Origin of the sequence: Streptomyces rapamycinicus NRRL 5491 (genome assembly GCF_024298965.1) — a bacterium.
Lineage (GTDB): Bacteria > Actinomycetota > Actinomycetes > Streptomycetales > Streptomycetaceae > Streptomyces > Streptomyces rapamycinicus.
Genome location: NZ_CP085193.1, coordinates 7763021 through 7787693, shown reverse-complemented (window position 1 = coordinate 7787693; position 24673 = coordinate 7763021). Strand labels below are relative to the sequence as shown.

General features: G+C 71.7%; 15 protein-coding genes. 6 read left to right on the top strand and 9 right to left on the bottom strand.

The genetic code is table 11. From position 1 onward, the window contains the following. Window positions 1-21: 21 nt before the first annotated feature. Window positions 22-1764 carry a TIGR03767 family metallophosphoesterase gene (locus tag LIV37_RS32365; RefSeq protein ID WP_020871303.1) on the bottom strand — a complete coding sequence of 581 codons (1743 nt, stop codon included), beginning with the start codon at window positions 1762-1764 and terminating at the stop codon, window positions 22-24. A 337-nt stretch (window positions 1765-2101) separates the two neighbouring features. Here LIV37_RS32365 and LIV37_RS32360 point away from each other — a divergent pair, with 337 nt between their 5' ends. Continuing rightward, window positions 2102-3127 carry an aspartate-semialdehyde dehydrogenase gene (locus LIV37_RS32360; RefSeq protein WP_020871302.1) on the top strand — a complete coding sequence of 342 codons (1026 nt, stop codon included), beginning with the start codon at window positions 2102-2104 and terminating at the stop codon, window positions 3125-3127. Window positions 3128-3289: 162 nt separating this feature from the next. Further along, window positions 3290-5887 carry an aminopeptidase N gene (pepN, locus tag LIV37_RS32355; protein WP_121825142.1) on the top strand — a complete coding sequence of 866 codons (2598 nt, stop codon included), beginning with the start codon at window positions 3290-3292 and terminating at the stop codon, window positions 5885-5887. 72 nt (window positions 5888-5959) lie between these two features. Here pepN and LIV37_RS32350 read toward each other — a convergent pair whose 3' ends face one another. From LIV37_RS32350 to LIV37_RS32325, 6 genes are all read right to left on the bottom strand, one after another. Further along, window positions 5960-7798: an SEL1-like repeat protein gene (locus LIV37_RS32350; protein WP_254807127.1), complete on the bottom strand. Its 1839-nt coding sequence runs from the start codon at window positions 7796-7798 to the stop codon at window positions 5960-5962. Between the two features lie 21 nt (window positions 7799-7819). Then, window positions 7820-8794 carry an acyl-ACP desaturase gene (locus tag LIV37_RS32345; RefSeq protein ID WP_020871299.1) on the bottom strand — a complete coding sequence of 325 codons (975 nt, stop codon included), beginning with the start codon at window positions 8792-8794 and terminating at the stop codon, window positions 7820-7822. Window positions 8795-9034: 240 nt separating this feature from the next. Then, window positions 9035-9277, bottom strand: a complete 243-nt coding sequence (locus tag LIV37_RS32340) for a hypothetical protein (RefSeq protein ID WP_020871298.1) — start codon at window positions 9275-9277, stop codon at window positions 9035-9037. Between the two features lie 95 nt (window positions 9278-9372). Beyond that, window positions 9373-11115: an alpha-L-fucosidase gene (locus LIV37_RS32335; RefSeq protein ID WP_243146126.1), complete on the bottom strand. Its 1743-nt coding sequence runs from the start codon at window positions 11113-11115 to the stop codon at window positions 9373-9375. Between the two features lie 267 nt (window positions 11116-11382). Further along, window positions 11383-13671, bottom strand: a complete 2289-nt coding sequence (malQ, locus tag LIV37_RS32330; protein WP_020871296.1) for a 4-alpha-glucanotransferase — start codon at window positions 13669-13671, stop codon at window positions 11383-11385. Next, window positions 13671-13961, bottom strand: a complete 291-nt coding sequence (locus tag LIV37_RS32325; RefSeq protein ID WP_020871295.1) for a hypothetical protein — start codon at window positions 13959-13961, stop codon at window positions 13671-13673. The genes malQ and LIV37_RS32325 overlap by 1 nt, the downstream gene beginning before the upstream one ends. A 413-nt stretch (window positions 13962-14374) precedes the next feature. Here LIV37_RS32325 and LIV37_RS32320 point away from each other — a divergent pair, with 413 nt between their 5' ends. Further along, window positions 14375-17362 carry a glycoside hydrolase family 84 protein gene (locus LIV37_RS32320; RefSeq protein WP_020871294.1) on the top strand — a complete coding sequence of 996 codons (2988 nt, stop codon included), beginning with the start codon at window positions 14375-14377 and terminating at the stop codon, window positions 17360-17362. 109 nt (window positions 17363-17471) lie between these two features. Here LIV37_RS32320 and LIV37_RS32315 read toward each other — a convergent pair whose 3' ends face one another. After that, window positions 17472-18008, bottom strand: coding sequence for an HNH endonuclease (locus LIV37_RS32315; protein ID WP_020871293.1), 537 nt, complete (start codon window positions 18006-18008; stop codon window positions 17472-17474). Between the two features lie 454 nt (window positions 18009-18462). On the opposite strand from LIV37_RS32315, the gene LIV37_RS32310 reads away from it, so the two are divergent. Further along, the gene (locus LIV37_RS32310; RefSeq protein WP_121824248.1) at window positions 18463-19563 is read left to right on the top strand and encodes a mechanosensitive ion channel family protein; all 1101 of its coding nucleotides are present in this window, start codon (window positions 18463-18465) and stop codon (window positions 19561-19563) included. Between the two features lie 161 nt (window positions 19564-19724). Here the strand turns inward: LIV37_RS32310 and LIV37_RS32305 are convergent, their stop codons facing one another. Next, on the bottom strand, window positions 19725-21683 hold the full coding sequence (locus LIV37_RS32305) for a S53 family peptidase (RefSeq protein ID WP_020871291.1): 1959 nt from the start codon (window positions 21681-21683) through the stop codon (window positions 19725-19727). Between the two features lie 266 nt (window positions 21684-21949). Between LIV37_RS32305 and LIV37_RS32300 the strand changes: the two genes are divergently transcribed. Next, entirely contained in the window at window positions 21950-23185 is a 1236-nt protein-coding gene (locus LIV37_RS32300; protein WP_121824249.1) for an ROK family transcriptional regulator, read from the top strand. Window positions 23186-23341: 156 nt separating this feature from the next. Further along, the gene (locus tag LIV37_RS32295) at window positions 23342-24670 is read left to right on the top strand and encodes an ABC transporter substrate-binding protein (RefSeq protein WP_020871289.1); all 1329 of its coding nucleotides are present in this window, start codon (window positions 23342-23344) and stop codon (window positions 24668-24670) included. Window positions 24671-24673: the final 3 nt, after the last annotated feature.

The window sequence follows — 24673 nt, the reverse complement described above, 5'->3', positions numbered from 1 at the left end:
CTCAGGGGCCCGCCGGGCGGCTCAGGGCTTGCGCAGCAGCAGCTCGGTGTTGCGGTCCGCCGCGTCGCCGGCCAGCGTCTGGCTGGCGCCGGGCGCGTTGAAGGACAGCTCGCGGTAGAGGGCCGCGAGACCGGTCTGGGACAGGTCCGAGTAGTCCGTGCGGTGCGGCGCGGCCGACTCGATGAGCGTGGTGAACAGGGAAATCGTGCCGTCGTGGTTGTCCACGACCTCGAACACCCGGGCCAGCTGGGGGAAGTCCACGTGCGAGGCGGTGGTGATCTCCCAGAAGGTGCCACGCGGGGTGATCTCGTTCTGGTGGCTGTGGCCGTTGATCCAGGCCAGCACCTTGGGGTGGCGCTGGAAGAGGGCGACGACCTCGTCCCCGCCGTGGCGCGCCTCGCCCGGGCGGCCCGGGTCGTGGTTCATGTTGTCCAGGCTGCGGCTGTAGTGGTGGCTGAAGACGATCACGTAGTCGTCCTTGTGGGCCTTCAGCGTCCGCTCCAGCCAGCGCAGTTGGGCGGTACCGAGCGAACCGGTGTAGTGGCCGCCCGGGTCGGTGGTGTCCAGGCTGATGCCGATCATGTTCTCGGAGATCCGGAACGAGTAGTAGAGCGTGCCCTGCTCGAGGTTGTCCTTGGTGTAGCCGTGGCCGACCGGTCCGGAGCCGGCGGCGGCCGGGTCGAGGTGCGCGGCCAGGTACTCGGCGTGGGTGAAGGGCGCGCGGCGCTCGTCGGGGGTGACCGTGCGCATGTCCTTGGCGTGCGCGTCCAGCAGCGCCTTCATCTGGACGCCCTTGGGGTCGTCCCCGACCCGCGTGCCCTTGAACAGCCGCTCCGCGGCGGCCGCCGGGATGATCTCCAGCTTGCGCTTCCCGGTGGCGAAGTCGGTGTAGTAGTCGTGGCCGAGGGAGTAGACACCGCCCGCCAGATCGTCGTGGTTGCCGATGGTGGAGTACCACGGCAGCCGCAGCCCGGGGCTGTTCACGGTGCGCAGCGCGGCCTCGAGGAAGCCGTCGATCCGCGGGAAGCCGGCCTTCTTGTCGGCGTCGCGCAGCGCCTCCTCGGGGTGCCAGAACTCCTTGAGCCCGCTGTTCTGGACGCCCTCGTAGCGACGCGGATCGCCGCTGTTGGGGGTGATCCGGCCGCCGTTCATGGCGGTCAGGAACCAGTCCAGCTCGATCTTGGCGTTGTTGTCGGTGTTGTCGCCGGTGGTCATGACGAACGACAGCGGCGCCCCGGTGGCCGGTCCGCCGCGCAGCCCGTTGATCCGCTCGATGAGCGAGGCGACCCCGGCGATGGTCAGCGCCTCGTGCGGCCGCCATGCCCCGGCGCGCCCGGAGCGCAGGAATTCGTAGCGCATCGGGTGCTGGACGTCGGTCAGATGCAGATCCGTGAGCTGGACGAACGAGGCGAGCGCGGTGCGCCGGTCCGCGCGGCCGCCCTTGGCGCCGGTGATCTCGGTGCGGACCTCGCGGGCCCAGGCGGGGCCGTCGGCGAGCCGCCGGTAGCCGGTGGCGCCGTGTGCGGCCGAGAACGTCTCCAGCGTCGTACCGACCGTCGAGGGCGCCGCCGGGGCCTGCACCACCCGGCGGCCCGCGGCGTACGCGGTGGCGGGCTGGGAGGCACCGGCCGAGCCGCTGCCTGGACCGAAGGCGATTCCCAGGCCGGCCGTGGCACCGGTGGCGGTGGCGGCGGCGAGGAAGGTGCGACGGTCGAGGGTGGCGGCGGCAGCTGCGGCGGACCGTACGGACCGTATGCGGGACATGCGCGATCTCCCCGAGTGGACACGCGGTGGCGGGCGGACAGCGCGGCTGTCCTCACCTGGGATCGTTGGCATCGGGGATGGCCTGGGAGTGAACGAGGCGGCAACGCGGGCCGCCGATCTCCACACGTGGATCTTGGCGGTGGCAAACGGTCATCGCGCCCTTGTGAACAGGAATTCTTCCGCTCACTCGGCGTTCATCAGATCTGGGAACCGCCCCCGCCACATCCGGGAACCGCTCCCACCGTGGGAAAAATCACGGGACGGTAACGGACCCGCCTGAGACACTTGCCAGGAGGGTAGGCGCCTCGAACAGGCACAACCAAGGAAAAGGGCTGATATGAGGATCGGAATCGTCGGAGCGACCGGCCAGGTCGGCGGAGTGATGCGCAGGGTGCTCGCCGAGCGTGACTTCCCGGCCGAGCAGCTGCGGCTGTTCGCCTCCGCCCGCTCGGCCGGTCGTACGCTCCCGTGGCGCGGCACCGAGATCACCGTCGAGGACGCCGCCACGGCCGACTACTCCGGTCTGGACATCGTCCTGTTCTCCGCCGGCGGCGCCACCTCCAGGGCGCTGGCCGAAAAGGTCGCCGCCCAGGGCCCGGTCGTGATCGACAACTCCTCGGCCTGGCGGATGGACCCCGAGGTGCCGCTGGTGGTCGCCGAGGTCAACCCGCACGCCGCGGTGGACCGCCCCAAGGGCATCATCGCCAACCCGAACTGCACCACCATGGCCGCCATGCCGGTGCTGCGCCCGCTGCACACCGAGGCCGGGCTCACCGCCCTGGTGGCCACCACCTACCAGGCCGTCTCCGGCTCCGGGCTGTCCGGCGTGGCCGAGCTCGACGGCCAGATCCGCAAGACCGCCGACCGCGCGGCCGAGCTCACCCACGACGGCGCGGCGGTGGAGTTCCCCGAGCCCGGGGTGTACGCCCGCCCGATCGCGTTCAACGTGCTCCCGATGGCCGGGAAGATCGTCGACGACGGCCGGTTCGAGACCGACGAGGAGCAGAAGCTCCGCAACGAGAGCCGCAAGATCCTGGAGATCCCGGAGCTGAAGGTGTCCGGCACCTGCGTCCGGGTCCCGGTCTTCACCGGCCACTCGCTCCAGGTGAACGCCCGCTTCGAGCGTCCGATCAGCGTGGAGCGCGCCTACGAGCTGCTGGCCGCGGCCCCGGGCGTGGCGCTCTCGGAGATCCCGACCCCGCTCCAGGCCGCGGGCCAGGACCCCAGCTATGTGGGCCGGATCCGGGTGGACGAGACGGTCGAGCACGGCCTCGCGCTGTTCCTGTCCAACGACAACCTGCGCAAGGGCGCGGCGCTGAACGCGGTGCAGATCGCCGAGCTGGTGGCGGCCGACCTGACCTGACGCCCACGATTCGCCCGGGAGGGGAGCGGCCGCTTTGGCCGCTCCCCTCCCGGCGTCCGCTCGTGGGCAAGCCGGTCTACCGGCACTGACCGTCCGACGTGCGAGGATGGCCATCCGCCTGACGCATGGCGTACCGCACATGACGAACGGGAGTTGGCCGACGTGCCTGGCACCAACCTCACAAGGGAGGAAGCGCAGCAGCGGGCGCGCCTCCTCACGGTGGACGCGTACGAGATCGAACTGGACCTGAGCGGCGCCCAGGAGGGCGGTACCTACCGCTCCGTGACCACGGTGCGCTTCGACGCCGCCGAGCCGGGCGCGGAGTCGTTCATCGACCTGGTGGCGCCCACGGTGCACGAGGTGGTGCTGAACGGCGACAGGCTCGACCCGAACGAGGTCTTCAAGGACTCGCGGATCGCCCTGCCGGGGCTGCTGGCCGGGCGCAACGAGCTGCGGGTGGTCGCTACTTGCGCCTACACCAACACCGGTGAGGGGCTGCATCGCTTTGTCGACCCGGTCGACCAGCAGGCGTACCTCTACACCCAGTTCGAGGTGCCCGACGCCCGCCGGGTGTTCGCCAACTTCGAGCAGCCCGACCTGAAGGGCACGTTCCAGTTCACCGTCACGGCGCCCGAGGGCTGGACGGTGATCTCGAACTCGCCGACGCCGGAGCCGAAGGACAACGTCTGGCGGTTCGAGCCGACCCCGCGCATCTCCACGTACATCACCGCGCTGATCGTCGGCCCGTACCACAGCGTGCACAGCTCCTACGAGAAGGACGGCCGCTCGGTGCCGCTGGGCATCTACTGCCGTCCCTCGCTCGCGGAGTACCTCGACTCGGACGCGATCTTCGCGGTGACGCGGCAGGGCTTCGCGTGGTTCGAGGAGAAGTTCGACTACGCGTACCCGTTCGCCAAGTACGACCAGCTGTTCGTGCCCGAGTTCAACGCGGGCGCGATGGAGAACGCGGGCGCGGTGACCATCCGCGACCAGTACGTCTTCCGCTCCAAGGTGACGGACGCGGCGTACGAGACGCGCGCCGAGACCATCCTCCACGAGCTGGCCCATATGTGGTTCGGCGACCTGGTCACCATGGAGTGGTGGAACGACCTGTGGCTGAACGAGTCGTTCGCCACCTACACCTCGATCGCCTGCCAGGCCCATGCGCCGGGCAGCAGGTGGCCGCACTCGTGGACCACCTTCGCGAACTCCATGAAGACCTGGGCCTACCGGCAGGACCAGCTGCCGTCCACCCACCCGATCATGGCCGAGATCAACGACCTGGACGACGTCCTGGTCAACTTCGACGGGATCACGTACGCCAAGGGCGCCTCGGTGCTCAAGCAGCTGGTCGCGTACGTCGGGATGGACGAGTTCTTCCGTGGCGTCCAGGCCTACTTCAAGCGCCACGCCTACGGGAACACCCGGCTGTCGGACCTGCTCGGCGCGCTGGAGGAGACCAGCGGGCGCGATCTGAAGACCTGGTCCAAGCAGTGGCTGGAGACGGCGGGCATCAATGTGCTGCGGCCGGAGATCGAGACGGACGCGAGCTCCACGGTGACCTCCTTCGCGGTGCGGCAGGAGGCCCCGGCGCTTCCGCCCGGCGCCAAGGGCACTGTGTCCGATGATGCGGCTCCGCCGCGTGGCACGCTGCGGCCGCACCGCATCGCCATCGGGCTCTACGACCTGAACCCGACCGGCAAGCTGATCCGCTCCGAGCGGATCGAGCTGGACGTGGACGGCGAGCTGACCCAGGTGCCGCAGCTGACCGGCACCAAGCGCTCCGCGGTGATCCTGCTCAACGACGACGACCTCACCTACGCGAAGGTGCGGCTGGACCCCGACTCGCTGGCCGTGGTCACCGAGCACCTCGGCGACTTCGAGGAGTCGCTGCCGCGCGCGCTGTCCTGGGCCTCGGCCTGGGACATGGTCCGCGACGGCGAACTGGCCACCCGCGACTACCTCGCGCTGGTGCTCTCGGGCGTCGCCAAGGAGTCGGACATCGGCGTCGTCCAGTCGCTGCACCGCCAGGTGAAGCTGGCCCTGGACCTGTACGCCGCGCCGGACTGGCGCGAGACGGGCCTGGCCCAGTGGACCGAGGCCACGCTCGACCACCTGCGGGCGGCGGCGCCGGGCAGCGACCACCAGCTGGCCTGGGCACGGGCCTTCACCGCGACCGCCCGCACCGACGCCCAGCTGGACCTCGTCTCCGGACTGCTCGAAGGCACCGAGACGATCGAGGGCCTGGTCATCGACACCGAGCTGCGCTGGGCCCTGCTGGTGCGGCTCGCCGCCACGGGGCGGGCCGACGAGGCCGCGATCGCGGCGGAGCTGGAGCGCGACAAGACCTCCGCGGGCGAGCGGCACGCGGCGACGGCGCGGGCCGCGCGGCCGACACCGGAGGCCAAGGCGGAGGCATGGGCCTCGGTCGTGGAGAGCGACAAACTGCCCAACGCCGTGCAGGAGGCGGTGATCGGCGGCTTCATCCAGACCGATCAGCGGGAGCTGCTGGCGCCGTACACGGAGAAGTACTTCGCGGCGGCGAAGGACGTCTGGAACAACCGCAGCCATGAGATGGCGCAGCAGATCGTGGTGGGCCTGTACCCGACGCTGCAGGTCGCGCCGGAGACCCTGGACGCGACGGACGCGTGGCTCGCGTCCGCCGAGCCGACGGCGGCGCTGAGGCGTCTGGTGACGGAGTCACGGGCGGGCATCGACCGCGCCCTCCGCGCCCAAGCGGCGGACGCCGCGGCAAGCTAACCACGGCGCGAATGTGGTCGGTGGGTTGTGGGCATGCGTTCCGCGGGGCGGAACGCATGCCCACAAACTGGTTTACCCAGGGTCTCGTAAGGCCAGGCGGGCCATTTCGCCGTATTGGCGGAGGAGGTCCGGGTACGCCGACGCGGCGACCCGGAGCCAGCGCTCCGCCTCCTCCGTCCGCCCCAGCCCCCGCAACGCTTCCGCCAGCCAGTACGGCGCCTCCTCGTGCTCCCCCTCACACGCCACCCTCAACAACGGCTCCGCCTCCGCACACGCCCCCCGCCGCACCATGCTCCGCCCCGCCAGAAACGCGGGCGGCACAAGCCCGCTGCGCGCGGCGCGTACGTACCAGCGCTCGGCGTGCTGCGGATCCCCGCCGCGCTCCTCCGACGTCCAGCCCAGCCACCACGCGGCGCGCCCGTGACCCAGGTCGGCCGCCCGGCGGAACCAGATCTGGGCGGTACGCCGGTCCCCGGCCTCGTCGTGGATCCGGCCGATGTCATACGCCGCACCGCCGTCCCCCTCCGCCGCCGCGGGCTCGTAGTACGGCACCATCCGCAGCCCCTTGGCGCCGCCCCCTTCGTACAGCATCCGTCCGAGGGCGAGCAGGGCGCGCGGGGTGCCCGCCTTGCGGTACCACTCGGCGGCCTCCGGGAGCCGGTGCAGCCGGTCCAGCGCGTCGGCGTACGCGAACCAGGCGTCCGGGCCGCCCTCCTCGGCGCGGGCCCGCAGCGCGGGCAGCCGCTCCTCCCACTCGGGGGGCGGCATCCGCTCGGGGTCGGCCCGGATCGCGGCGATGTCCCGGAGCGCCATGACGATCCGCTCCTCGCCCTCGTCGAACGGGTTCGGGCCATCCTCCTCGCCGAGACCGCCGAGACCGCCGACACGGCCGACACCGTCGACACCCTCGACCCCGTCGTCGCCCTCGGCCCCGTCGACCCCCGTGGCCCGCAGCCACCGCTCCGCCTCCTCCAGCCGCCGCTGCCGCACGCACAGCACCCCGAGGTTGAAGCAGGCCCACATGTGGCCGCCGTCCACCTCGTGGGCCGTGCGGTACCACTCCTCGGCGGCGCGGAGTTCGCCGTTCTCCTCGGCCCAGACGCCGAGGACGTACGCCGCGCCGTCGTAGCCCCGCTCATGGGCGCGTTCGACGAGGGCGCGGGCCTCGGCCCAGCGGCCGTCGTCGCGGGCGATGAAGAGGGCCTGGTCCACCAGCGCCTTGGCGCCGCCGACCGCGGCCGCGCGGGCGTACAGCGCCTCGGCCTCCGCGACCATCCGGGGGTAGCGCTCGAACATCGCCTTGCGCTCCGGGTCGAGCAGTTCGCGCAGCGCCTCGTACGCCTCCTCGGGGTCGCCCTCGGCCTCCGCCCGGGCGAGGGCCGCCCGCCAGCCGTCCAGGTCCCTCAGCATGTCCTGGATGGCCCGGCGGCTGTGGGCGGCGACGTCGTCGCCCTCGGCGGACGCCTGGGCCAGCCGCTCCAGGGCGGTGTCCCATGCGCCGCGGGCGGCCAGCAGTACGGCGCCGTTGGTCTTGCACTCGACGCTGCCGAGCGCGGCCCCGTGCTCGTACCACCGCTCAGCGCCGGTCGTGTCACCGGCCTCCTGAAGCAGCCGGGCCAGACCGAACGCACAGCCGCCGTCGCGATCGGCGGCCGTGCGGTACCACCGCTCGGCCTCGGCGAACTCGCCGCGGTCCTTATGGCAGATCGCGAGCGTGCGCGAGGCGTCCGCGTCCCCGGCGTCGGCGGCCCTGGCCCACCATGGCAGGGCCTCGTCCACGTGGCCCAGGCCGGTGAGGAGTTCGGCGTAGGCCCGGTACGCGCCCGGCTTCCCGGCCGCCGCCGCGGCCCTCAGCCGGGCCGCTTCGGCTTCCGGATCCACCGCCGCATCTTGCGATGAATGTTCGACCATCACCCGATGGTGCCAGAGTGATCACGCCCGTTCGGCACGGGCCCTGCGACGGGCCAGCAGCGCCTGGCGCCGCTCGTCGAACTTGGTGGCCTGATCGTCCAATCCGCCCATGTAGAGCCCCAGTTCCTCCTGCGCCTTGAGCCCCTCCGGACCGAGCCCGCCGATCTCCAGGACCTTCAGGAAGCGCAGCACGGGCTGGAGGACGTCGTCGTGGTGGATGCGCAGGTTGTAGATGCCGCCGATGGCGATCTGGGCGGCGGCGCGCTCGAAGCCGGGCATTCCGTGGCCCGGCATCCGGAAGTTGACGACCACATCGCGGACGGAGCACATGGTCTGGTCGGGGGCCAGCTCGAACGCCTTCCCGAGCAGGTTCCGGTAGAAGATCATGTGCAGGTTCTCATCGGTGGCGATGCGCGCCAGCATCCGGTCGCAGACCGGGTCGCCGGAGTGGTGGCCGGTGTTGCGGTGCGAGATGCGGGTGGCCAGCTCCTGGAAGGCGACATACGCCACGGTGTGCAGCATGCTGTGCTGGTTGTCCGATTCGAAGCCCTCGGACATGTGCTCCATGCGGAACCGCTCCAGCTGCACCGGGTCGACGGCGCGGCTGGTCAGCAGGTAGTCGCGCATCACGATGCCGTGCCGGCCCTCCTCCGCCGTCCAGCGGTGCACCCAGGTGCCCCAGGCGCCGTCCCGTCCGAAGAGACTCGCGATCTCGTGGTGGTAGCTGGGGAGGTTGTCCTCGGTGAGCAGGTTGACCACAAGCGCTATCCGGCCGACCTCGCTGACCTTGGACTGGTCGGGCGCCCATGCCTCACCGCCCATGATCCCGTCGAAGTTCCGGCCGTCGCTCCAGGGGACGTACTCGTGCGGCATCCACTCCTTGGCGACCTTCAGATGCCGGTTGAGCTCGGTCTCGACGACCTCTTCGAGCGCGTACAGGAGCTGGGTGTCGCTCCAGACGGCCTGACCGTGGCGGTGGGAGGGGGCGAGTGTCACGGTGGGGGCTCCAGGGGACGGGGGCGACGGGCTATACCTACGGACCCGTAGGTTACGGCACCGTAGGTTAAAGCGAAAATAAACAGGTCAGGGCGTGTGGATGACACATGGTGAACTCGGCGTGACGCGCTCCCACTTGGCGATCCGGGCTGAGCGAGTCGCCCCGTACACAACAAAAGCGCCCCGGCCGGATGGCCGGGGCGCTCCGCAGCGGCGTGCGCGCTTCGTCGATCGATCGCGTCAGTCGGTCTGCCTACGGGACTTCCTGTCTCCCGCCATCACCAGACCCGCGATCACCAGGAACAGGATGATCGGCGCAGCGACATAGAGGCCCAGTGTCTCGGCGACACTCAGGCCCGGACCCGGGTCGTCACCGTCGTCGCGGGTGAGCGCGAACGCGGGGGACGACATCAGCAGCATCGCCGTCGTCGCGGCGATGACTGCACCGGCGCGCACGGCGTTCTTTTTGACCTTGTTGCTCACGGACTCAAGTTATCCGACGCCCCCCGGCGCCGCGTGCCCGGGGTGGCCTTGACACGGCACTGTGATGACCATGACACGGCCCCGGGATCGCCGGCTCAGCGGCGGCCCGCCTCACTGAGGTGGACCGTCGGCGGCAGCAGCCGTGGCGCGGCGCGGGAGGCGAGGACGCGTACCCGCAGCCCGTCGGCGGTGACGGGCGCGGCCAGCGGAAGGATGCGCCGGGCCCCGATGGTCGTCCCGGAGGCGATGTCCCGCCAGGTCCCGGCCACCCGGGCCTGCACGGTGAACTCCTCCACCCGCTGCCCCTGGCGGACGTCCTCGCCGAGCCGCACCCGGTCGAAGGTCACCGGATGACCGGGGGCCGGCCGGGAGCCGGTGCCGTATGTCGTCCTTACGGCCTTGCCGAAGGCCGTAAGGGAGGCCATGTCGGCGTCGTCGATCCGGCCGTTCCTCGCGGGCGGGACATTGAGCAGCAGCGAGGCGTTGCGGCCCACGCTGCGCTCGTACAGCGACATCAGCTGGTCCGGGGTCTTGGGCCGCTCAGCGGGGTCGTGGAACCAGCCGGGACGGATCGAGACATCGGCCTCGGCCGGGTACCACTGCAGATAGCGCACGCCCGGCGCGGTCAGCTTCGCCCGCGAGCCGATGTCGGCGTCGGTGGAGTCATTGGGCAGCCCGCCGCCGATGACGGTCCACGGGTCGACCGCGGACGGGGTCACCGACCATTCGGTCTCCCGGGCGATGCCGTCCTCGTTGCCCACCCAGCGCACACCCTGGGCGCCCTGGAAGATCACCGACTTCGGCGAGAGCGCGTGGATGAGCTCGAACCAGTTCCTGACGTTGTAGTGCTGGGTGACGCCCGCACCGCCCCACGGGTTGGCGCCGTCCAGCCAGAACTCGTCGATGGGGCCGTACTGCGTCAGTATCTCGTAGATCTGGTTGAGGTAGTACGCGTCGTAGTCGTCGGCGGCGAAGCGGAAGGTGGGCAGCGCGCCGGAGGCGACCTTGCCCGCCCGGTCGTCACCGGGGACGAGGGTGGGGATGGTGCGCTCGGTGGGCTTGCTGCCGTTGCCGTAGCGGCCCTGACCGGCGGGCGCGCGGTCGCCGTCCTCCAGGGCCATCCGCTCGGGCAGCGACAGCTCCTCGCCGTTCTGCTGCTTCTCGCGGATCTTCTCGACCCACTGCGCGTGCCAGGCGTGCGGCAGCTCGGCGCCGTCGGCGGGCGAGAGGTACACACCGACCTTGAGCCCCGCCTTACGGGCGGCCTTGACGTACGCGCCCAGGACATCGCCGTCGGGATTCCGGCCGCCGGGACCCTTCGTCCACCAGGGGCTGGCCTCGACGTCGTGGTCGGTGTAGCGGCTCGGATAGAGCGCGAAGCCGTCGTGGTGCTTGGCCGTGAGCATGACCTGCCGGGCACCGGCGGCCTTGTACGCCCGCATCCACTGGTCCATGGCGAGCTCGGGCGGGTCGAAGAGCTTCTCGTCCTCGGCTCCGGAACCCCACTGGCGGCCGGTCATGGTGTTCATGCCGAAGTGGGTGAAGGCGGTGATCTCACGCTGCTGCCAGGCCCGCTGCCCAGGGGTGGGGACGGTGTGGGCGGCCTTGTCGATGATGCGGGCGGGGGTGTCACAGTCCTCGACGACCTGCTGCGGGGCGGGGGTGACGGGCCCCTCACAACCGGCCCGCGCGGCGGCCTGCGCGGCGGCCTCCGCGGGAGCGGGAGGGACGGCGGCGGCCGCGAGGGCGGCCAAGGCGAGCGCGCGGAGTGCGAGCAGCACACGCCGCCGTCCGCGGGTTCCGTGAGTGCCGGGCGTTCCGGCCAGAGGTCGGGCCATGGTCCCCTCCAGCTCTCCGATCGACATTGATCGGATCTCTATGGCGATGTCCATGACAGCCTGACAGAGGGGACGCGTTCTGGGGAGACTGCACACGACAGAGGTCCCACCTATGGACCGAGGCAGCCCCTACGAGGCGACCACCGCGTGGCAGGGGGCTCCCCCCCTGCACCCCGCCCGGGATCTGGGACGGAGCCCCGCTCCGGGGTCTGGGGCGGAGTCCCAGTTGTGGGAAGGGGCGGGGAGGGGGACAACCCGCCGCAGGCGTCACGATCCCCGCCGGACGGCCCGCGCGGGGTCACAAGGCGCCAGCAGGGCCACCTCGTCCATCAGCGCGCGCAGCCTGGGCGAGGCGACCAGCTCCTCCAGGGACATCGGGCGCCCCTCGGCATCGGCGATCGGCAGCCGCCAGTTGGGGTACTGATCCCAGGTGCCCGGCAGATTCTGCGGTCTGCGGTCCCCCACCGCGTCCGGCAGCCAGACGCCCACCATCTTCGCCGGGGTGCGCAGCAGAAAGCGGTGAACGGCCTTGACGGCCGCCTCCTCGTCGCCCGGCCCCTCCGGCAGCAGCCCGAGCCGCCCCAGCAGCCCCAGCCACTCGGCGACCTCGACCGCGTCCGCCGCGCGCTCCTCGGCCAGTGGGCGGCTCAGCAGGCCCAGCCGGTGGCGCAGCTCGACATGGTCGCCGGTGAGCCGGGCGGCCGTGCTCGGCAGATCGTGGGTCGTCACGGTGGCCAGGCAGTCCGCCCGCCACTCCTCCGGCGCCAGCGGCCGCGCCGCGCCCGTGCCGTTGTAGTTCCGCTCGAACCACATCACCGAGGTGCCCAGCACCCCGCGCCGTTCCAGTTCCTCCCGCACACCGGGCTCGACCGTCCCCAGGTCCTCCCCTATGACGACCGCCCCGGCCCGGTGCGCCTCCAGGGCGAGCGCGCCGAGCATCGCCTCCGCGTCGTAGCGGACGTAACAGCCCTCGGTCGGCTCCCGCCCCTCCGGCACCCACCACAGCCGGAAGAGGCCCATCACATGGTCGATGCGGAGCGCGCCCGCGTGCCGTAAGAGGCCGTTCAGCAGATCGCGGTAGGGGGCGTAGCCGGTGGCCGCGAGGGCGTCCGGGCGCCACGGCGGCAGGCCCCAGTCCTGGCCCCGGGAGTTGAAGGCGTCCGGGGGCGCGCCGATCGACATGCCGGAGGCGAAGACGTCCTGGAGCGCCCAGGCGTCGGCGCCCGAGGGGTGGACCCCGACCGCCAGATCGTGGACGAGGCCGATGCCCATGCCCGCCTCGCGCGCGGCGCGCTGGGCGGCGGCCAGCTGAGTGTCGGTGAGCCAGGCCAGCCAGCAGTGGAAGTCGGTGCGGTCCAGGTGCTCGGCCCGCGCCCGGGCGGTGCCCGCGGAGCGCGGGTCGGCCAGGCCGTCGGGCCAGGTGCGCCATTCGGGGCCGTGGGTCTCGGCGAGCGCGCACCACAGGGCGTGGTCCTCCAGGGCCTGACCGCGCTCGGCGAGGAAGTCGCAGTAGGCGGCGCGGCGGCCGGGGCTGAGGGGGACCGCCCGCACCAGTTCCAGCGCCTCGCGCTTGAGGGCCCAGACGGCGTCCCGGTCGATGAGGGCGCCCTCACGCAGGACGGAGTCACGGAGTGCGGCGGCGGCCGCCAGCAGCTGATCGGCCCGCACGCGGGCGCGGCCGCGCAGATGGGCGTATTCGGGCACGTCCTCGATCCGCAGATGGACCGGGTCGGGGAAGCGCCGCGAGGAGGGGCGGTAGGGCGAGGGGTCGGTGGGCGCGGCCGGGGTGCCGGGCACGGCGGCGTGCAGCGGGTTGATCTGGACGAAGCCGGCGCCGAGCGCCCGCCCCGACCAGGCGGCCAGATCGGCCAGGTCGCCGAGGTCGCCCATGCCCCAGGAGCGTGCGGAGAGCAGCGAGTAGAGCTGTACCAGGAAGCCGTGGCTGCGGGCCGGGGGCAACGGCATCCGGTCGGGGGCCACGATGAGGGGGGCGGAGGCGCGACGGCCGTCGGGGGCCTCGGCAAGCAGGGTGTGGGCGCCGGGCGGCAGCGCGGTGAGCGCGGTAAGGAGGCCATCGGCGGTGGCGCCATCCGCTGAGACGCCGACCGTGAAGACACCGTCCGGAAGAACGCCATTCGTAAGGGAGCCGCCCAGGGCGCCGTTCTCGTGGGCGCCCTTCTTCAGCTCGTGGGCGCCCTTCTTCAGGGGGCCACCGACCTTCAGGGGACCATCGGCCCATAAGGCCCCCGCGGCCGCCCGCCCCGGTGGGTGCGGTGCGCCGTCCTCGGGGCGCACCCGCAGCGCCGTGCCGTCGGGCACGCTCAGCCGGGGCGCCTTGCCGGGGCGCACCACCACGCAGGGGGGCAGCAGCCGGTCGCGCTGCCGGCCGTCGTGCCGGTCCAGCGCTTCGCGTACGGATCGGGGGGTCGAGGCGTCCACGCCCAGCGCGGCGAGCACGGCGACGACCGTGTCCTCGGGCACCTGGACGGTGCGGCCCGGGGCGGGGTCGTAGGAGGTGGCGACACCGTGCAGCTCGGCGAGCCGCGCTCTGCCCATCAGTACTCCATCGGCCCGCAGCCCGCGCCCGCGCCGGTAAGGACGGCGGTCGGCTCACTCGTCAGGGGAGTTTCGGCGGCGAGCGGGGGCTCGCTGGTCAGGGGAATGTTGTCGGCGAGCGGAGGCTCGCTGGTGAGGGGCGCCTCGGTGGCGCTTCCGGACCCGAAGCCGTCCAGGCCGCACAGTCCGCAGTCGGGGTCGGAGACCCCGACGAAGGGATCCGGTTCGCTGGACGCCTCGGGGCCGGGTTTGGACAGGGCGGAAGAAAGAAGTTGAGCTGACGCGGCCACACGGACCTCCGTGGGGTTGTCGGCAGTGGGTCATCCCGAGCCCTACCCACTCCGAACGGGCGCAGACGTAAACGCCCCCCGGACGTGCTGTAGGTCACATCCCCTCTGGGCGGCGATTTCACTGCGTGAAGGGTTCGGGGGCACAGAGTTTACGAACAGGACCGCCCTTCATCCGTCAGACTTGCGCCGGGCGTGCCGTGCCCGGCGCGGGCCGCCCGAGGCCCGGCGTCAGGCGCCCGAGGCCCGGCGCATACGGCAATGCCGACACTTCGGTCGTTCGCGTTGACACCCTCACCGGCCTGGTGGTGGGCTCACGCCTATCGGCGCCATATCTACGGGGACCGGCTATCTGGATCGAGGAGAGGCCCGTGCAGTTCGGGGGGAAGAGGCCCAGGGCAGCGGGCGCGACGGCCATGGCCGCCGCGGTCATCGGGGGGCTGCTCGGCGGTGCCCCGGCGGCCACCGCGGCACCGGCGGACCACGGCGCCCCGGGCGCCGCCACACCGGAGCGCGACAGCAGCGACGGCATACCGCCCGTATGGCCGCGCCCCCAGTCGCTGCGGGCCCAGGGGCCGGAGGTGGCTCTCGGGGACGAGGCCACGCTCATAGCCGACGGCGACGCCGATCCGTACGCCCTGGACGCGCTGCGCGGCCTGCTGCACGACGCGGGGGTGCGCACCGTCAACGAGGCCACGCCCGGTGGCAAGATCCCGGCGCGCGGGCTGGTGGTGCACGTCGGCGGTAAGGGCGCGACGAACGCGCTGCGCGCCCTGCGCGCGCCCGAGCGCGACGACCTCCCCTCCGGCGGCTATCTCCTGGCCACGGGCCCGGTGGACGGACAGCCCACGGTCGCGCTGTCCGGCGTCGGCCCGGACGGGCTCTTCCACGCCGTCCAGACCCTGCGCCAGCTGCTGGTGAAGCGGGAGGGCCGGGGCTCCGCCTTCACCGGGGTGACCGTCCGCGACTGGCCCGCGACGGCCGTAAGGGGGACGACGGAGGGGTTCTACGGCTCCCCGTGGTCGCACCGCGACCGGCTGGCCCAGCTCGACTTCATGGGCCGCACCAAGCAGAACCGCTATCTCTACGCGCCCGGCGACGACACCTACCGGCAGGCCCGCTGGCGCGACCCCTACCCGGCCGAGCGGCGCGAGGAGTTCCGCGAGCTGGCCACGCGCGCCCGGGCCAACCATGTGACCCTCGGCTGGGCGGTCTCCCCCGGCCAGGAGATGTGCTTCTCCTCCTCGAAGGACCTCAAGGCGCTGCTGCGGAAGGTCGACGCCATGTGGGCGCTCGGGGTGCGCTCCTTCCAGCTGCAGTTCCAGGACGTCAGCTACAGCGAGTGGCACTGCGGCGCCGACGCCGATGAATTCGGCTCAGGGCCGGAGGCCGCCGCCACCGCGCAGGCCAAGGTGGCCAACGCCCTCGCCCGCCACCTGGCCGACCGCTACCCCGGCTCGGCCCCGCTGTCCCTGATGCCGACCGAGTACTACCAGGAAGGCGACACCGAGTTCCGGCGCGCCCTGGCCGGGGCGCTCGACCAGCGCGTGGAGGTCGCCTGGACCGGGGTCGGGGTGGTGCCCAGGACCATCACCGGCGGCGAGCTGGCCGGTGCCCGGTCGGCGTTCGGCCACCGCCTGGTCACCATGGACAACTACCCGGTCAACGACTGGGCGCAGGACCGGATCTTCCTCGGCCCGTACACCGGCCGCGACCCGGCGGTGGCCACCCAGTCCGCGGCGCTGCTGGCCAACGCCATGGAGCAGCCGACCGCCTCCCGGATCCCGCTGTTCACCGCCGCCGACTTCGCCTGGAACCCGCGCGGCTACCGCCCCCAGGAGTCCTGGCAGGCGGCCATCGACGACCTCGCCGGGAAGGACGCCGAGACCCGCGCCGCCCTGCGCGCCCTCGCCGGGAACGACGCCTCCTCGGTGCTCGGCGGCGACGAGTCCGCGTATCTGCGCCCGCTCATCGACGCGTTCTGGACGGCCCGGGGCGGTACGGACGTGAAGCGGCTGGAGCGCTCGGCCGACCGGCTGCGCGAGGCCTTCGCGACGATGCGTGACGCCCCCGAGCGGCTCTCCCGCACGCTGGGCGACGATGTGCGGCCCTGGCTCGACCAGCTGAGCCGGTACGGCGACGCGGGGGTGCGGGCCGTGGACATGCTCACCGCCCAGGCGCGCGGCGACGGGGCGGCAGCCTGGAAGGCCCAGCTCGCGGTGGAGGCGCTGCGCGAGAGGATCGGGGACAGCCGGGTCACGGTCGGCAAGGGCGTCCTCGACCCCTTCCTCGCCAAGGCCCTGGTCCGCGCGGACGCCTGGTCGGGGGTGGACCGGACCCCGAAGCTGGGGCTGCGGACCGGCAAGGAGGACCGCGCGGCGGCCGACGGCAAGGCGGCCACCGAGGTGTCCTCGCCCGGCCGCCCGGTCACCGTGCGCTTCGGCCGCAGCCGCCCGCTCGCCTCCGTCTCCGCGCTCACCGCACGAGTCCGGGACGCCGCGCCCGGCACCGTCGAGGCGCATGTCCCCGGTGCGGGCTGGCGCCGGATCGGCACCCTCTCCGGCAGCGGATTCACCCAGGTCAGGACGGCGGACGGGGACAAGGACCTGTCGGCGGACGCGATCCGGCTCAGCTGGCCGGAGGGCACCACCCCGCCGACGGTGCACGAGATCACGCCCTGGTTCGGCGACACCCCGGGCGCCGGGCTCACGCTGTCCCACAAGACGGCGGACGCACAGATAGGCGGCGACGCGGCCGTGGTCGAGGCCCAGTTGGTCTCCCACCGCCCCGGCGATGTGAACGGCGACCTTACGGTGAAGGCGCCGCGCGGCATCACCGTCCGCGCCCCCGACGGGGTGACGGCCCCGCGCGGCGGTACGGCGACCGCCCGGCTGGAGATATCGGTGGCCAAGGGCACCAAGCCGGGCAGCTACTCCCTCCCGGTCCGCTTCGGGTCCGAGGAGCGCGTGCTGACCTTGAGGGCGCATCCGCACACCGGCGGCCCGGACCTGGCCCGTGTGGAGGGCACGAAGGCGACCTCGTCCGGCGATGAGACCGCCGGCTTCCCGGCGTCCGCCGCGATCGACGGCAAGGCGGACACCCGCTGGTCCTCCCGGGCCGAGGACGGCGCCTGGTTCCAGCTGGAGCTGGCCCACCCGGCCCGGATCGGCCGCCTGGAGCTGAACTGGCAGGACGCGTACGCCTCCCGCTACCGCGTCCAGGTCTCCAAGGACGGCCGCACCTGGCGCGACGCGGCGACGGTCACCCGTGGGAAGGGCGGCCTGGAGTCGATCGGCATGGACGCCCCCGACACGCGGTTCATCCGCGTCCAGGGCGTCGAGCGCGCCACCCGCTTCGGCTACTCCCTCTGGTCGGTCGGCGCCTACGCGGTGCGGAAGGACTAGGCGGCGCGGACGAATTGGGTCCTGTCCGGTGGATCTTCACGGACCCGTGAAGATCCACCGGACAGGACCCAGGGGCTCCCGCGAGCAGACACAGTAATGGCCCGGTCTCTCAGGCAGATTTGCCGTCGATCCGGGCCATGGCATCTTCCGCGCCGTATGCCTGGAGGTATGGCATCCAGCGCGGGTCCCTATGGCCCGTGCCGATGATCCGCCACGCGAGCCCCGACGGCGGCGCGGGTTGATGGCGCAGCCGCCAGCCGATCTCGGCGACATGGCGGTCCGCCTTGACGTGATTGCAGCGACGGCACGCGGCGACCACGTTCTCCCAGGTGTGCTGCCCGCCACGGCTGCGCGGGATGACGTGATCGACGCTGGTTGCGACGCCACCGCAGTAGGCGCATCGGCCGCCGTCGCGGGCGAACAGGGCGCGGCGGGTGAGCGGGACGGGGCCACGAAAGGGCACCCGCACAAAGCGCTTCAGCCGGACGACGCTGGGTGCGGGGATCACGCGGGTAGCGCTGTGCATCAGGGCGCCTGAGTCCTCGAGGCTGACGGCTTTGTCATTGAGGACGAGTATGAGCGCGCGGCGGAGCGGTACGACGCCGAGGGGCTCGTACGACGCGTTGAGGACCAGGACATGCGGCACGGGGGCCTCCTTGTACGCCGGCGGCGCGTGGCTCGCGCCGGGACGATCTCCCCCAGTTTCCCCTGAACCCTGGCCGGAACGCCACTATCACCGGGTTAACGGTTGAGAGGCATTTCCGCGTACCGCCCGTATACCCTCCGTACGCGGCGACGACACCGGCCGCTTGACCACAGCCCTGTCGGCCTTCCGGCGCCCTTGCGCACGAGGTGCGCGGGAAGCGGGATACCACCGCGAAGTGGCAAGAATCACGGCCCGTTCCGGCTGCCGCCGCCGCACGGCCCCCGGCCGGGGCAGAAGGTGGAATTGCCGCCTCCGGACCCGCTCGAATGCGCCCCCTGACCGCGCTCGCGCGCTCTCGAACACAGGAACGGCGCACCTCGCGCCCGGCTACTGTGTGAGAGGTTGCGTGCGCGGGCGATCCGTGCGGGCATGTCGCATACGAAGGGTTTCTGCTGTGTTCTGGTCCGCTGCTCTGGCCGCTGACTCGACGCCTCGTCCCACGACTCTCGACGATGCGCAGAAGAGCGCCACGAACGCCGCGGGCTGGGTGGAGGAGAACTGGTCCACCTGGCTCGGTATCGGGCTGCGCATAGCCCTGATCCTGATCATCGCCTTCGTGCTCCGGTCCGTCGTCCGGCGGGCGATCACCAAGCTGATAGAGCGGATGAACCGCACGGCCCAGGCCGTCGACGGCACCGCGCTCGGCGGGCTGCTGGTCAATGTGGAGCGACGGCGTCAGCGGTCGGCGGCGATCGGCTCGGTGCTGCGCTCCGTGGCCTCGTTCCTGATCATGGGCACCGCGGGGCTGATGATCCTCTCCGCGCTGGAGATCAATCTGGCGCCGCTGCTCGCCAGCGCCGGGGTCGCGGGTGTGGCGATCGGTTTCGGCGCCCGCAATCTGGTCACCGACTTCCTCTCCGGTGTCTTCATGATCCTCGAGGACCAGTACGGGGTCGGCGACACGGTCGACGCCGGGGTGGCCTCCGGCGAGGTGATCGAGGTCGGTCTGCGCGTCACCAAGCTGCGCGGGGACAACGGCGAGATCTGGTACGTGCGCAACGGCGAGGTCAAGCGGATCGGCAACCTCAGCCAGGGCTGGGCGACGGCCGCACTCGATGTCCAGGTCCGGGCCGAGGAGGATCTGGAGCAGGTCCGGGCCGTGATCACGCAGGTCGGCGTGGACATGGCCAAGGAAGAGCCGTGGAACGAGCGGCTCTGGGAGCCGATCGAGGTCCTGGGTCTCGACGCGGTCTATCTGGAGTCGATGATCGTCCGGGTGTCGGCGCGGACCATGCCCGGCAAGGCGCTCGGCGTCGAGCGGGAGCTGCGCTGGCGGATCAAGAAGGCGCTGAACGAGGCGGGCATCCAGCTCGTCGGCCGGCCTCTGGATCCGGAGCTCCAGACCGACGCCGTCGATCCGAGCGCTACCACGGCGGCGCCGTCGGCGCTGGCCAACCCGGACTCGCCGCAGTCGGCGGCGACCAGCCCGATCGCTCCCGGCGCCGGTCCCGCCGCGACTCCCTCCGCGACGGTGCCGCCGCCCGCGACGAAGTGAGCGCGGCGGACGCGGCACGGCGGACATGCCCGGCTGACACGACCAGGCTGATATGACGAAGCTGATATGACGAGGCTCCCGCCCCGGGAAGGGACGGGAGCCTCATGCGAACCGTAAGGAGCTCGGGCCCGTGAGAGCCGTAAGGAGCTCACCCCGGCCGCTCAGCGGCGGTGGTGTCCGCCGAACGAGGTGAGGTAGCCGGCCCCGGGCGTGCCCACACCGGTCACGTCGTCATAGCCCACGACCGCGTGGAGCGAACTGTCCCGGCCGAGGCTGCGCAGCGAGGTCACCAGCCCGTCGGTGTCGTCGTGGCTGTTGACGTAGTCGACCCGGACCACGCCCAGCGAGACACCGGCGCCCAGCGGGTGGTCGGTCACATCGTGGTACGAGGCGGTGCCGTACCGGTCGTACAGCGACGGGTTGGCGAAACCGATCGGCTGGCCGCCGCGCGCCTGCTGGGCGAGCGCCTGGACACCGGCGATCACGGGCGCGGCCAGCGAGGTGCCGCCGATGCGGTACTCGCCGTACCGGAGCGATCCGTCCGGGAAGGTCTGCGTCTGGCCCACCAGGAAGCCGGTGTTGGGGTCGGCCACGGCCGCGACGTCCGGGGTCACCCGCTGCTTGGCCGTGCCGCCGTTGGCCAGTGCGAGCGCGTCCGGCACCACGCCGCGCTGGTAGAAGGGCTGGGCGACGGTCTTGCTGGTGCCGCCTCCGGCGCCGGAGGTGTACGCGCCGGGCAGCGCGTCCCAGTTGGTGCCGTCGGCCGAGAGGGTGGCCTTGGTGGTGCCCCAGCCGGTCTCCCACTGGTACGTGCCGCCCTTGCCGACGGCCAGGGAGGTGCCGCCGACCGCCGTCACCCATGCCGAGTTGGCCGGGGTGTCGACCTGCTTGGTGCCGGTGGACGCCACGTTGTCGCCGTTGTCACCGGAGGAGAAGTAGAAGCCGATGCCCTCGACCGCGCCCTGCTGGAAGATCTGGTCGTAGGCGGCGGCCACGTCCGGCGTCTCGTTGGCCTCCACATCACCCCAGGAGTTGGAGACGATGTCGGCCAGCCGGTTGTCGACGACCTTGGCGAGCGAGTCGAGCAGATCGTCGTCGGTGCAGGAGGCTCCGCCGACGTAAGAGATGTCGGCCGCGGGCGCCACCGCGTGCACCGCCTCGACGTCGAGGGTCTCCTCGCCGTACCAGCCGCCGGCGTCGCACTCCTCGGTGTACCGGTAATCGGTCGGCAGCACCTGCGTCAACTGGCCCTTGCGGTAGCCCGGGTCGCCGTTGCGCTTGGCGTACTGGGCGGCGTCCGCGGCGATGGTGGGCGAGGCGAAGGCGTCGGTGATGGCCACGGTGACGCCCTTACCGGTGTTGCGGCTCTTGGCACCGTAGGCGGCGCGCAGCTGCTTGCCGGTGTACCCCTTGATCGCGTACGGCTGCTTGGCGCCGTACGCCGAGGGCAGGCTCCGGTCGGTCCGGGAACCGTAATAGGAGGAGAACGGCCCGGCGTTCTCGAAGACCGGCCCGGGGGGCGGGAGGGTCTCGTCGTGCTTGGCCCGCTTGGGCGCGTTGTCCAGGCCGACGACGGTCAGCACGGCGCCGTGGAGCGAGGCGGGCACCGTGGCCGCGTTCGACGGCGCCCGGTAGACCTTGCCGTCCTTGGTGTAGTTGTGCAGCTGGGTGCCGAACGCCCGCTCGGCGGCGGAGACTTCGCCGGTGGCCGACAGATAGTGCTGGTTGCCGCCGGTGACCTCGAGCCCGGCCCGCTTCAACCAGGCGGTCACGGTGTCCTTCTGCTGCCGTGTCGGTCCGAAACGTGCCTGGGTCCGCCGGGCCGACAGGAACTTGCCGTAGTCCGGCGAGGAGGGGTCGGACACGGCCTTGGCGTAGTCGGTCAGCCCCTTGGCGTCCCGTCCGGCCAGATATACGCGCGCGGTGACCTTATTGCCGTCATCGGTCGCGCCGCGGTCCGAACGCGCCGTCGCCCAGGCGGGCTTGGTGCCGTTCAGGGTGTCACGGCCGTGCGGTGCGGAGTCGGCCTGGGCCGTGGGTATGCCGAGCGCCAGCGCGCCGGCCACCAACGGCAGCGCCGCCGCCAGCCCCAGGGCCGTGCGTTTTCTGGAACGGGCCATGCGCTCCCGGGAAGAAATAGATCTCACCTAGCCCCCTTGCGATTCGAGTCGTCGCATGACGGTGGGGGCTGACGATCACAGCCACCCCACCGGGGGCCACTCTTACGGTGACTTGTCCATGCCAGGTACATGGATGATCCATCTCTTCGCCAAGAACCCGCCAAGGAAAGCCCGCCTTTGACCCATTGACGCCGCCCCGGTCCGCCCCCTAGCTTGCTATTCATCAATAGGAAACTTTCTTAACAGAGTGAGACGGGGGCACCACCATGGCCGCATCACCCGGCAGCAATACGCAGGGCGGCACACCCGGGACCCCCCGCGTCCTCCGCGCCATGAACGACCGCGCCGCACTGGAGCTGCTGGCCGCCCACGGACCGCTCACCCGGACCCGGCTCGGGGAGTTGACCGGTCTTTCCAAGCCCACCGCCTCCCAGCTGCTGACCCGCCTGGAATCCGTCGGCCTGGTCCGCACCACCGGGAACGTCACCGGACGCCCGGGGCCCAACGCGCAGCTGTACGAGATCGATCCGGCCGCCGCCCATGTGGCCGCGCTCGCCGTGGACCAGGAGGGCATCACCGCCGCCGTCGCCGACATCACCGGCCAGGTGGTCGGTGAACACCGGGTGACGGCCCCGGCCACCGAAGCGAGCGTGACCAACCGGACCGGGGAACTGGTCGCCGAGGCGGTGGACGGGGCGCTGGCCGCCGCCGGGCTCGGCCGGGACGATCTGCACTCCACCGTGATCGGCACCCCCGGCGCGCTCGACCCGCGCACCGGGACCCTGCGCTACGCCCCGCATCTGCCCGGCTGGCAGTCCCGCACCCTGCGGGACGACCTGGCCGAGGTGCTGCACACACCGATCGTCATCGAGAACGACGTCAACCTCGCCGCCATCGCCGAACAGCACCACGGCACCGCCCAGGACTTCGACGACTTCGCGCTGGTCTGGGCCGACGAGGGGGTCGGCGCGGCCATCGTGCTCCACGGCACCCTGCTGCGCGGTGCCACCGGCGGGGCCGGGGAGATCGGTTACATGCCGCTGCCGGGCGCCCCGCTGGCCCGGGGCGGACCGGACGCCGCCGCCCGGCCGGACGGGGGCGGGGGGTTCCAGAAGCTGGTCGGCTCGCCCGCCGTCGTGGAGCTGGCCCGCGACCACGGGATCGACGCGCCCACCGCCACCAAGGCGCTCTCCGCCGCGCTGCGCACCCCCGGCCCGGGCGACGAGGTGCTGACCGACCTGGCCCGCCGGCTGGCCACCGGGCTGGCCTCCGTCGTCGCCGTGGTCGACCCGGAGCTGGTCGTCCTTTCGGGTGAGGTCGCGCAGGCCGGCGGGGACCGGCTGCGTCAGCTGGTCGAGGCCGAGATGACCGGTCTCGCACTGCCCCGGCCGCAGCTGCGGATCAGTGAGATCGAGGGGGATCCGATTCTCATCGGCGCGCTGTGGACGGCGGTCGCCGATGCCCGTCAGACCGTTTTCGACACCGCCCGGTTCGACGCCTGAGTCACCGGGCGCCGCTCCACCACCCGTACGTCCCCTCCCCTTTTCCCGCTATCTGTTCCGAGGCCCCGTCCGCTCTCCCCTTTGTCCGTTGTCCGGCGCCCCTCACCGCCGCTTCCCCTGCCGTCCCCCTCGTACCGCAGTAAAGGAAGTCTCCCCATGGCACGAAAACTGGCCGCTCTCGCCGCAGCACTGAGCGCCGGCGCCCTGCTCCTCACGGGCTGCGCCAATCCCAGTACCGGCAGCGCCGAGGACGATCCGACCAAGCCCGTCACGCTGAAGTTCTGGCACGGCTGGTCGGAGGACAGCGAGGTCAAGGCGATCGATGCCAGCATCGCCCGGTTCGAGAAGCTCCACCCCAATATCAAGGTGAAGGCCACCGGGAATGTCACCGACGCCACCGTGAACCAGGCACTGCGGGCGGGCGGCGGCGACGCCCCGGATGTCGTCTCCTCCTTCACCACCAACAATGTGGGGCAGTACTGCTCCTCCGGGATGTGGGTGGATCTCGATCCGTTCATGAAGAAGACCGGTCTTGACAAGGCCAAGGTCTTCCCGAAAACGCTGCTGGACTACACGAGCTATCAGGGCGCCCAATGCGCGCTCCCGCTGCTCGCCGACGCGTACGGCATGTACTACAACAAGGACGCCTTCGCCGAGGCGGGCATCAAGCGGCCGCCCCGTACCATGTCCGAGCTGCGGCGCGACGCCGTGAAGCTGACCAAGCGCACCAAGGGCGGCGGCTATGAGCGGGTGGGCTTCATGCCCAATTTCCGGCTCTACCAGAACAGCCCGGACCGATTCCTCGCCCAGTGGGGCCCCACGTACTTCGGCAAGGACGGCAAGGCGCGACTGGCGAAGGGGAAGGCGGCCAAGGACTTCTACGCCACCACTGCGGACCTGATGCGAAGCCAGGGCGGGTACGGCCCGCTGGAGACGTTCCGTACCTCCTTCGGCGATGAGATGTCATCCCAGAACGCGTTTCTCACCGGAAAGCTCGCCATGCACATGGACGGCGAATGGCGCGGGCTCTTCATGAAGGGGGCGAAGTTCAAATGGGGCACCGCGCCGCTGCCCGTGCCGGACGACCAGCCCGAGACCTATGGCCGGGGCTATCTCACCGGCACGGTGGTCGGCATCGCGCACAGCAGCACCCATCAGAACGCCGCGTGGGAGCTGGTGAAGTTCCTGACCGCCAACACCGATCAGGTGGTCGCCTTCGCCAACGCCATTCACAATGTGCCGTCCACGAAGGCGGCGCTCACCTCTCCGAAGCTGGACTCGGATCCCACCTTCCGGGCCTTCCTCGATATCGCGCAGAACCGCTACAGCACCGCCCTGCCGCCCTCGATCAACGGCGGTCAGTACGTCACCTCGCTGCAGGACTTCTCCTACGGCGTCGAGGCGGGCAAGGTGCACGATCTGGACGCGGGGCTGCGAAAACTCGATGACGAGATAGACGCCGACAATCTCCAGGCACAGAACTGACGG

What these genes read in the sequence shown, in the direction of transcription:
- LIV37_RS32365 (WP_020871303.1), bottom strand. Translation starts at nt 1,764, where the DNA reads ATGTCCCGCATACGGTCCGTACGGTCCGCCGCAGCTGCCGCCGCCACC.
- LIV37_RS32360 (WP_020871302.1), top strand. Translation starts at nt 2,102, where the DNA reads ATGAGGATCGGAATCGTCGGAGCGACCGGCCAGGTCGGCGGAGTGATG.
- LIV37_RS32350 (WP_254807127.1), bottom strand. Translation starts at nt 7,798, where the DNA reads ATGGTCGAACATTCATCGCAAGATGCGGCGGTGGATCCGGAAGCCGAA.
- LIV37_RS32335 (WP_243146126.1), bottom strand. Translation starts at nt 11,115, where the DNA reads ATGGCCCGACCTCTGGCCGGAACGCCCGGCACTCACGGAACCCGCGGA.
- malQ (WP_020871296.1), bottom strand. Translation starts at nt 13,671, where the DNA reads ATGGGCAGAGCGCGGCTCGCCGAGCTGCACGGTGTCGCCACCTCCTAC.
- LIV37_RS32320 (WP_020871294.1), top strand. Translation starts at nt 14,375, where the DNA reads ATGGCCGCCGCGGTCATCGGGGGGCTGCTCGGCGGTGCCCCGGCGGCC.
- LIV37_RS32305 (WP_020871291.1), bottom strand. Translation starts at nt 21,683, where the DNA reads ATGGCCCGTTCCAGAAAACGCACGGCCCTGGGGCTGGCGGCGGCGCTG.
- LIV37_RS32300 (WP_121824249.1), top strand. Translation starts at nt 21,950, where the DNA reads ATGGCCGCATCACCCGGCAGCAATACGCAGGGCGGCACACCCGGGACC.
- LIV37_RS32295 (WP_020871289.1), top strand. Translation starts at nt 23,342, where the DNA reads ATGGCACGAAAACTGGCCGCTCTCGCCGCAGCACTGAGCGCCGGCGCC.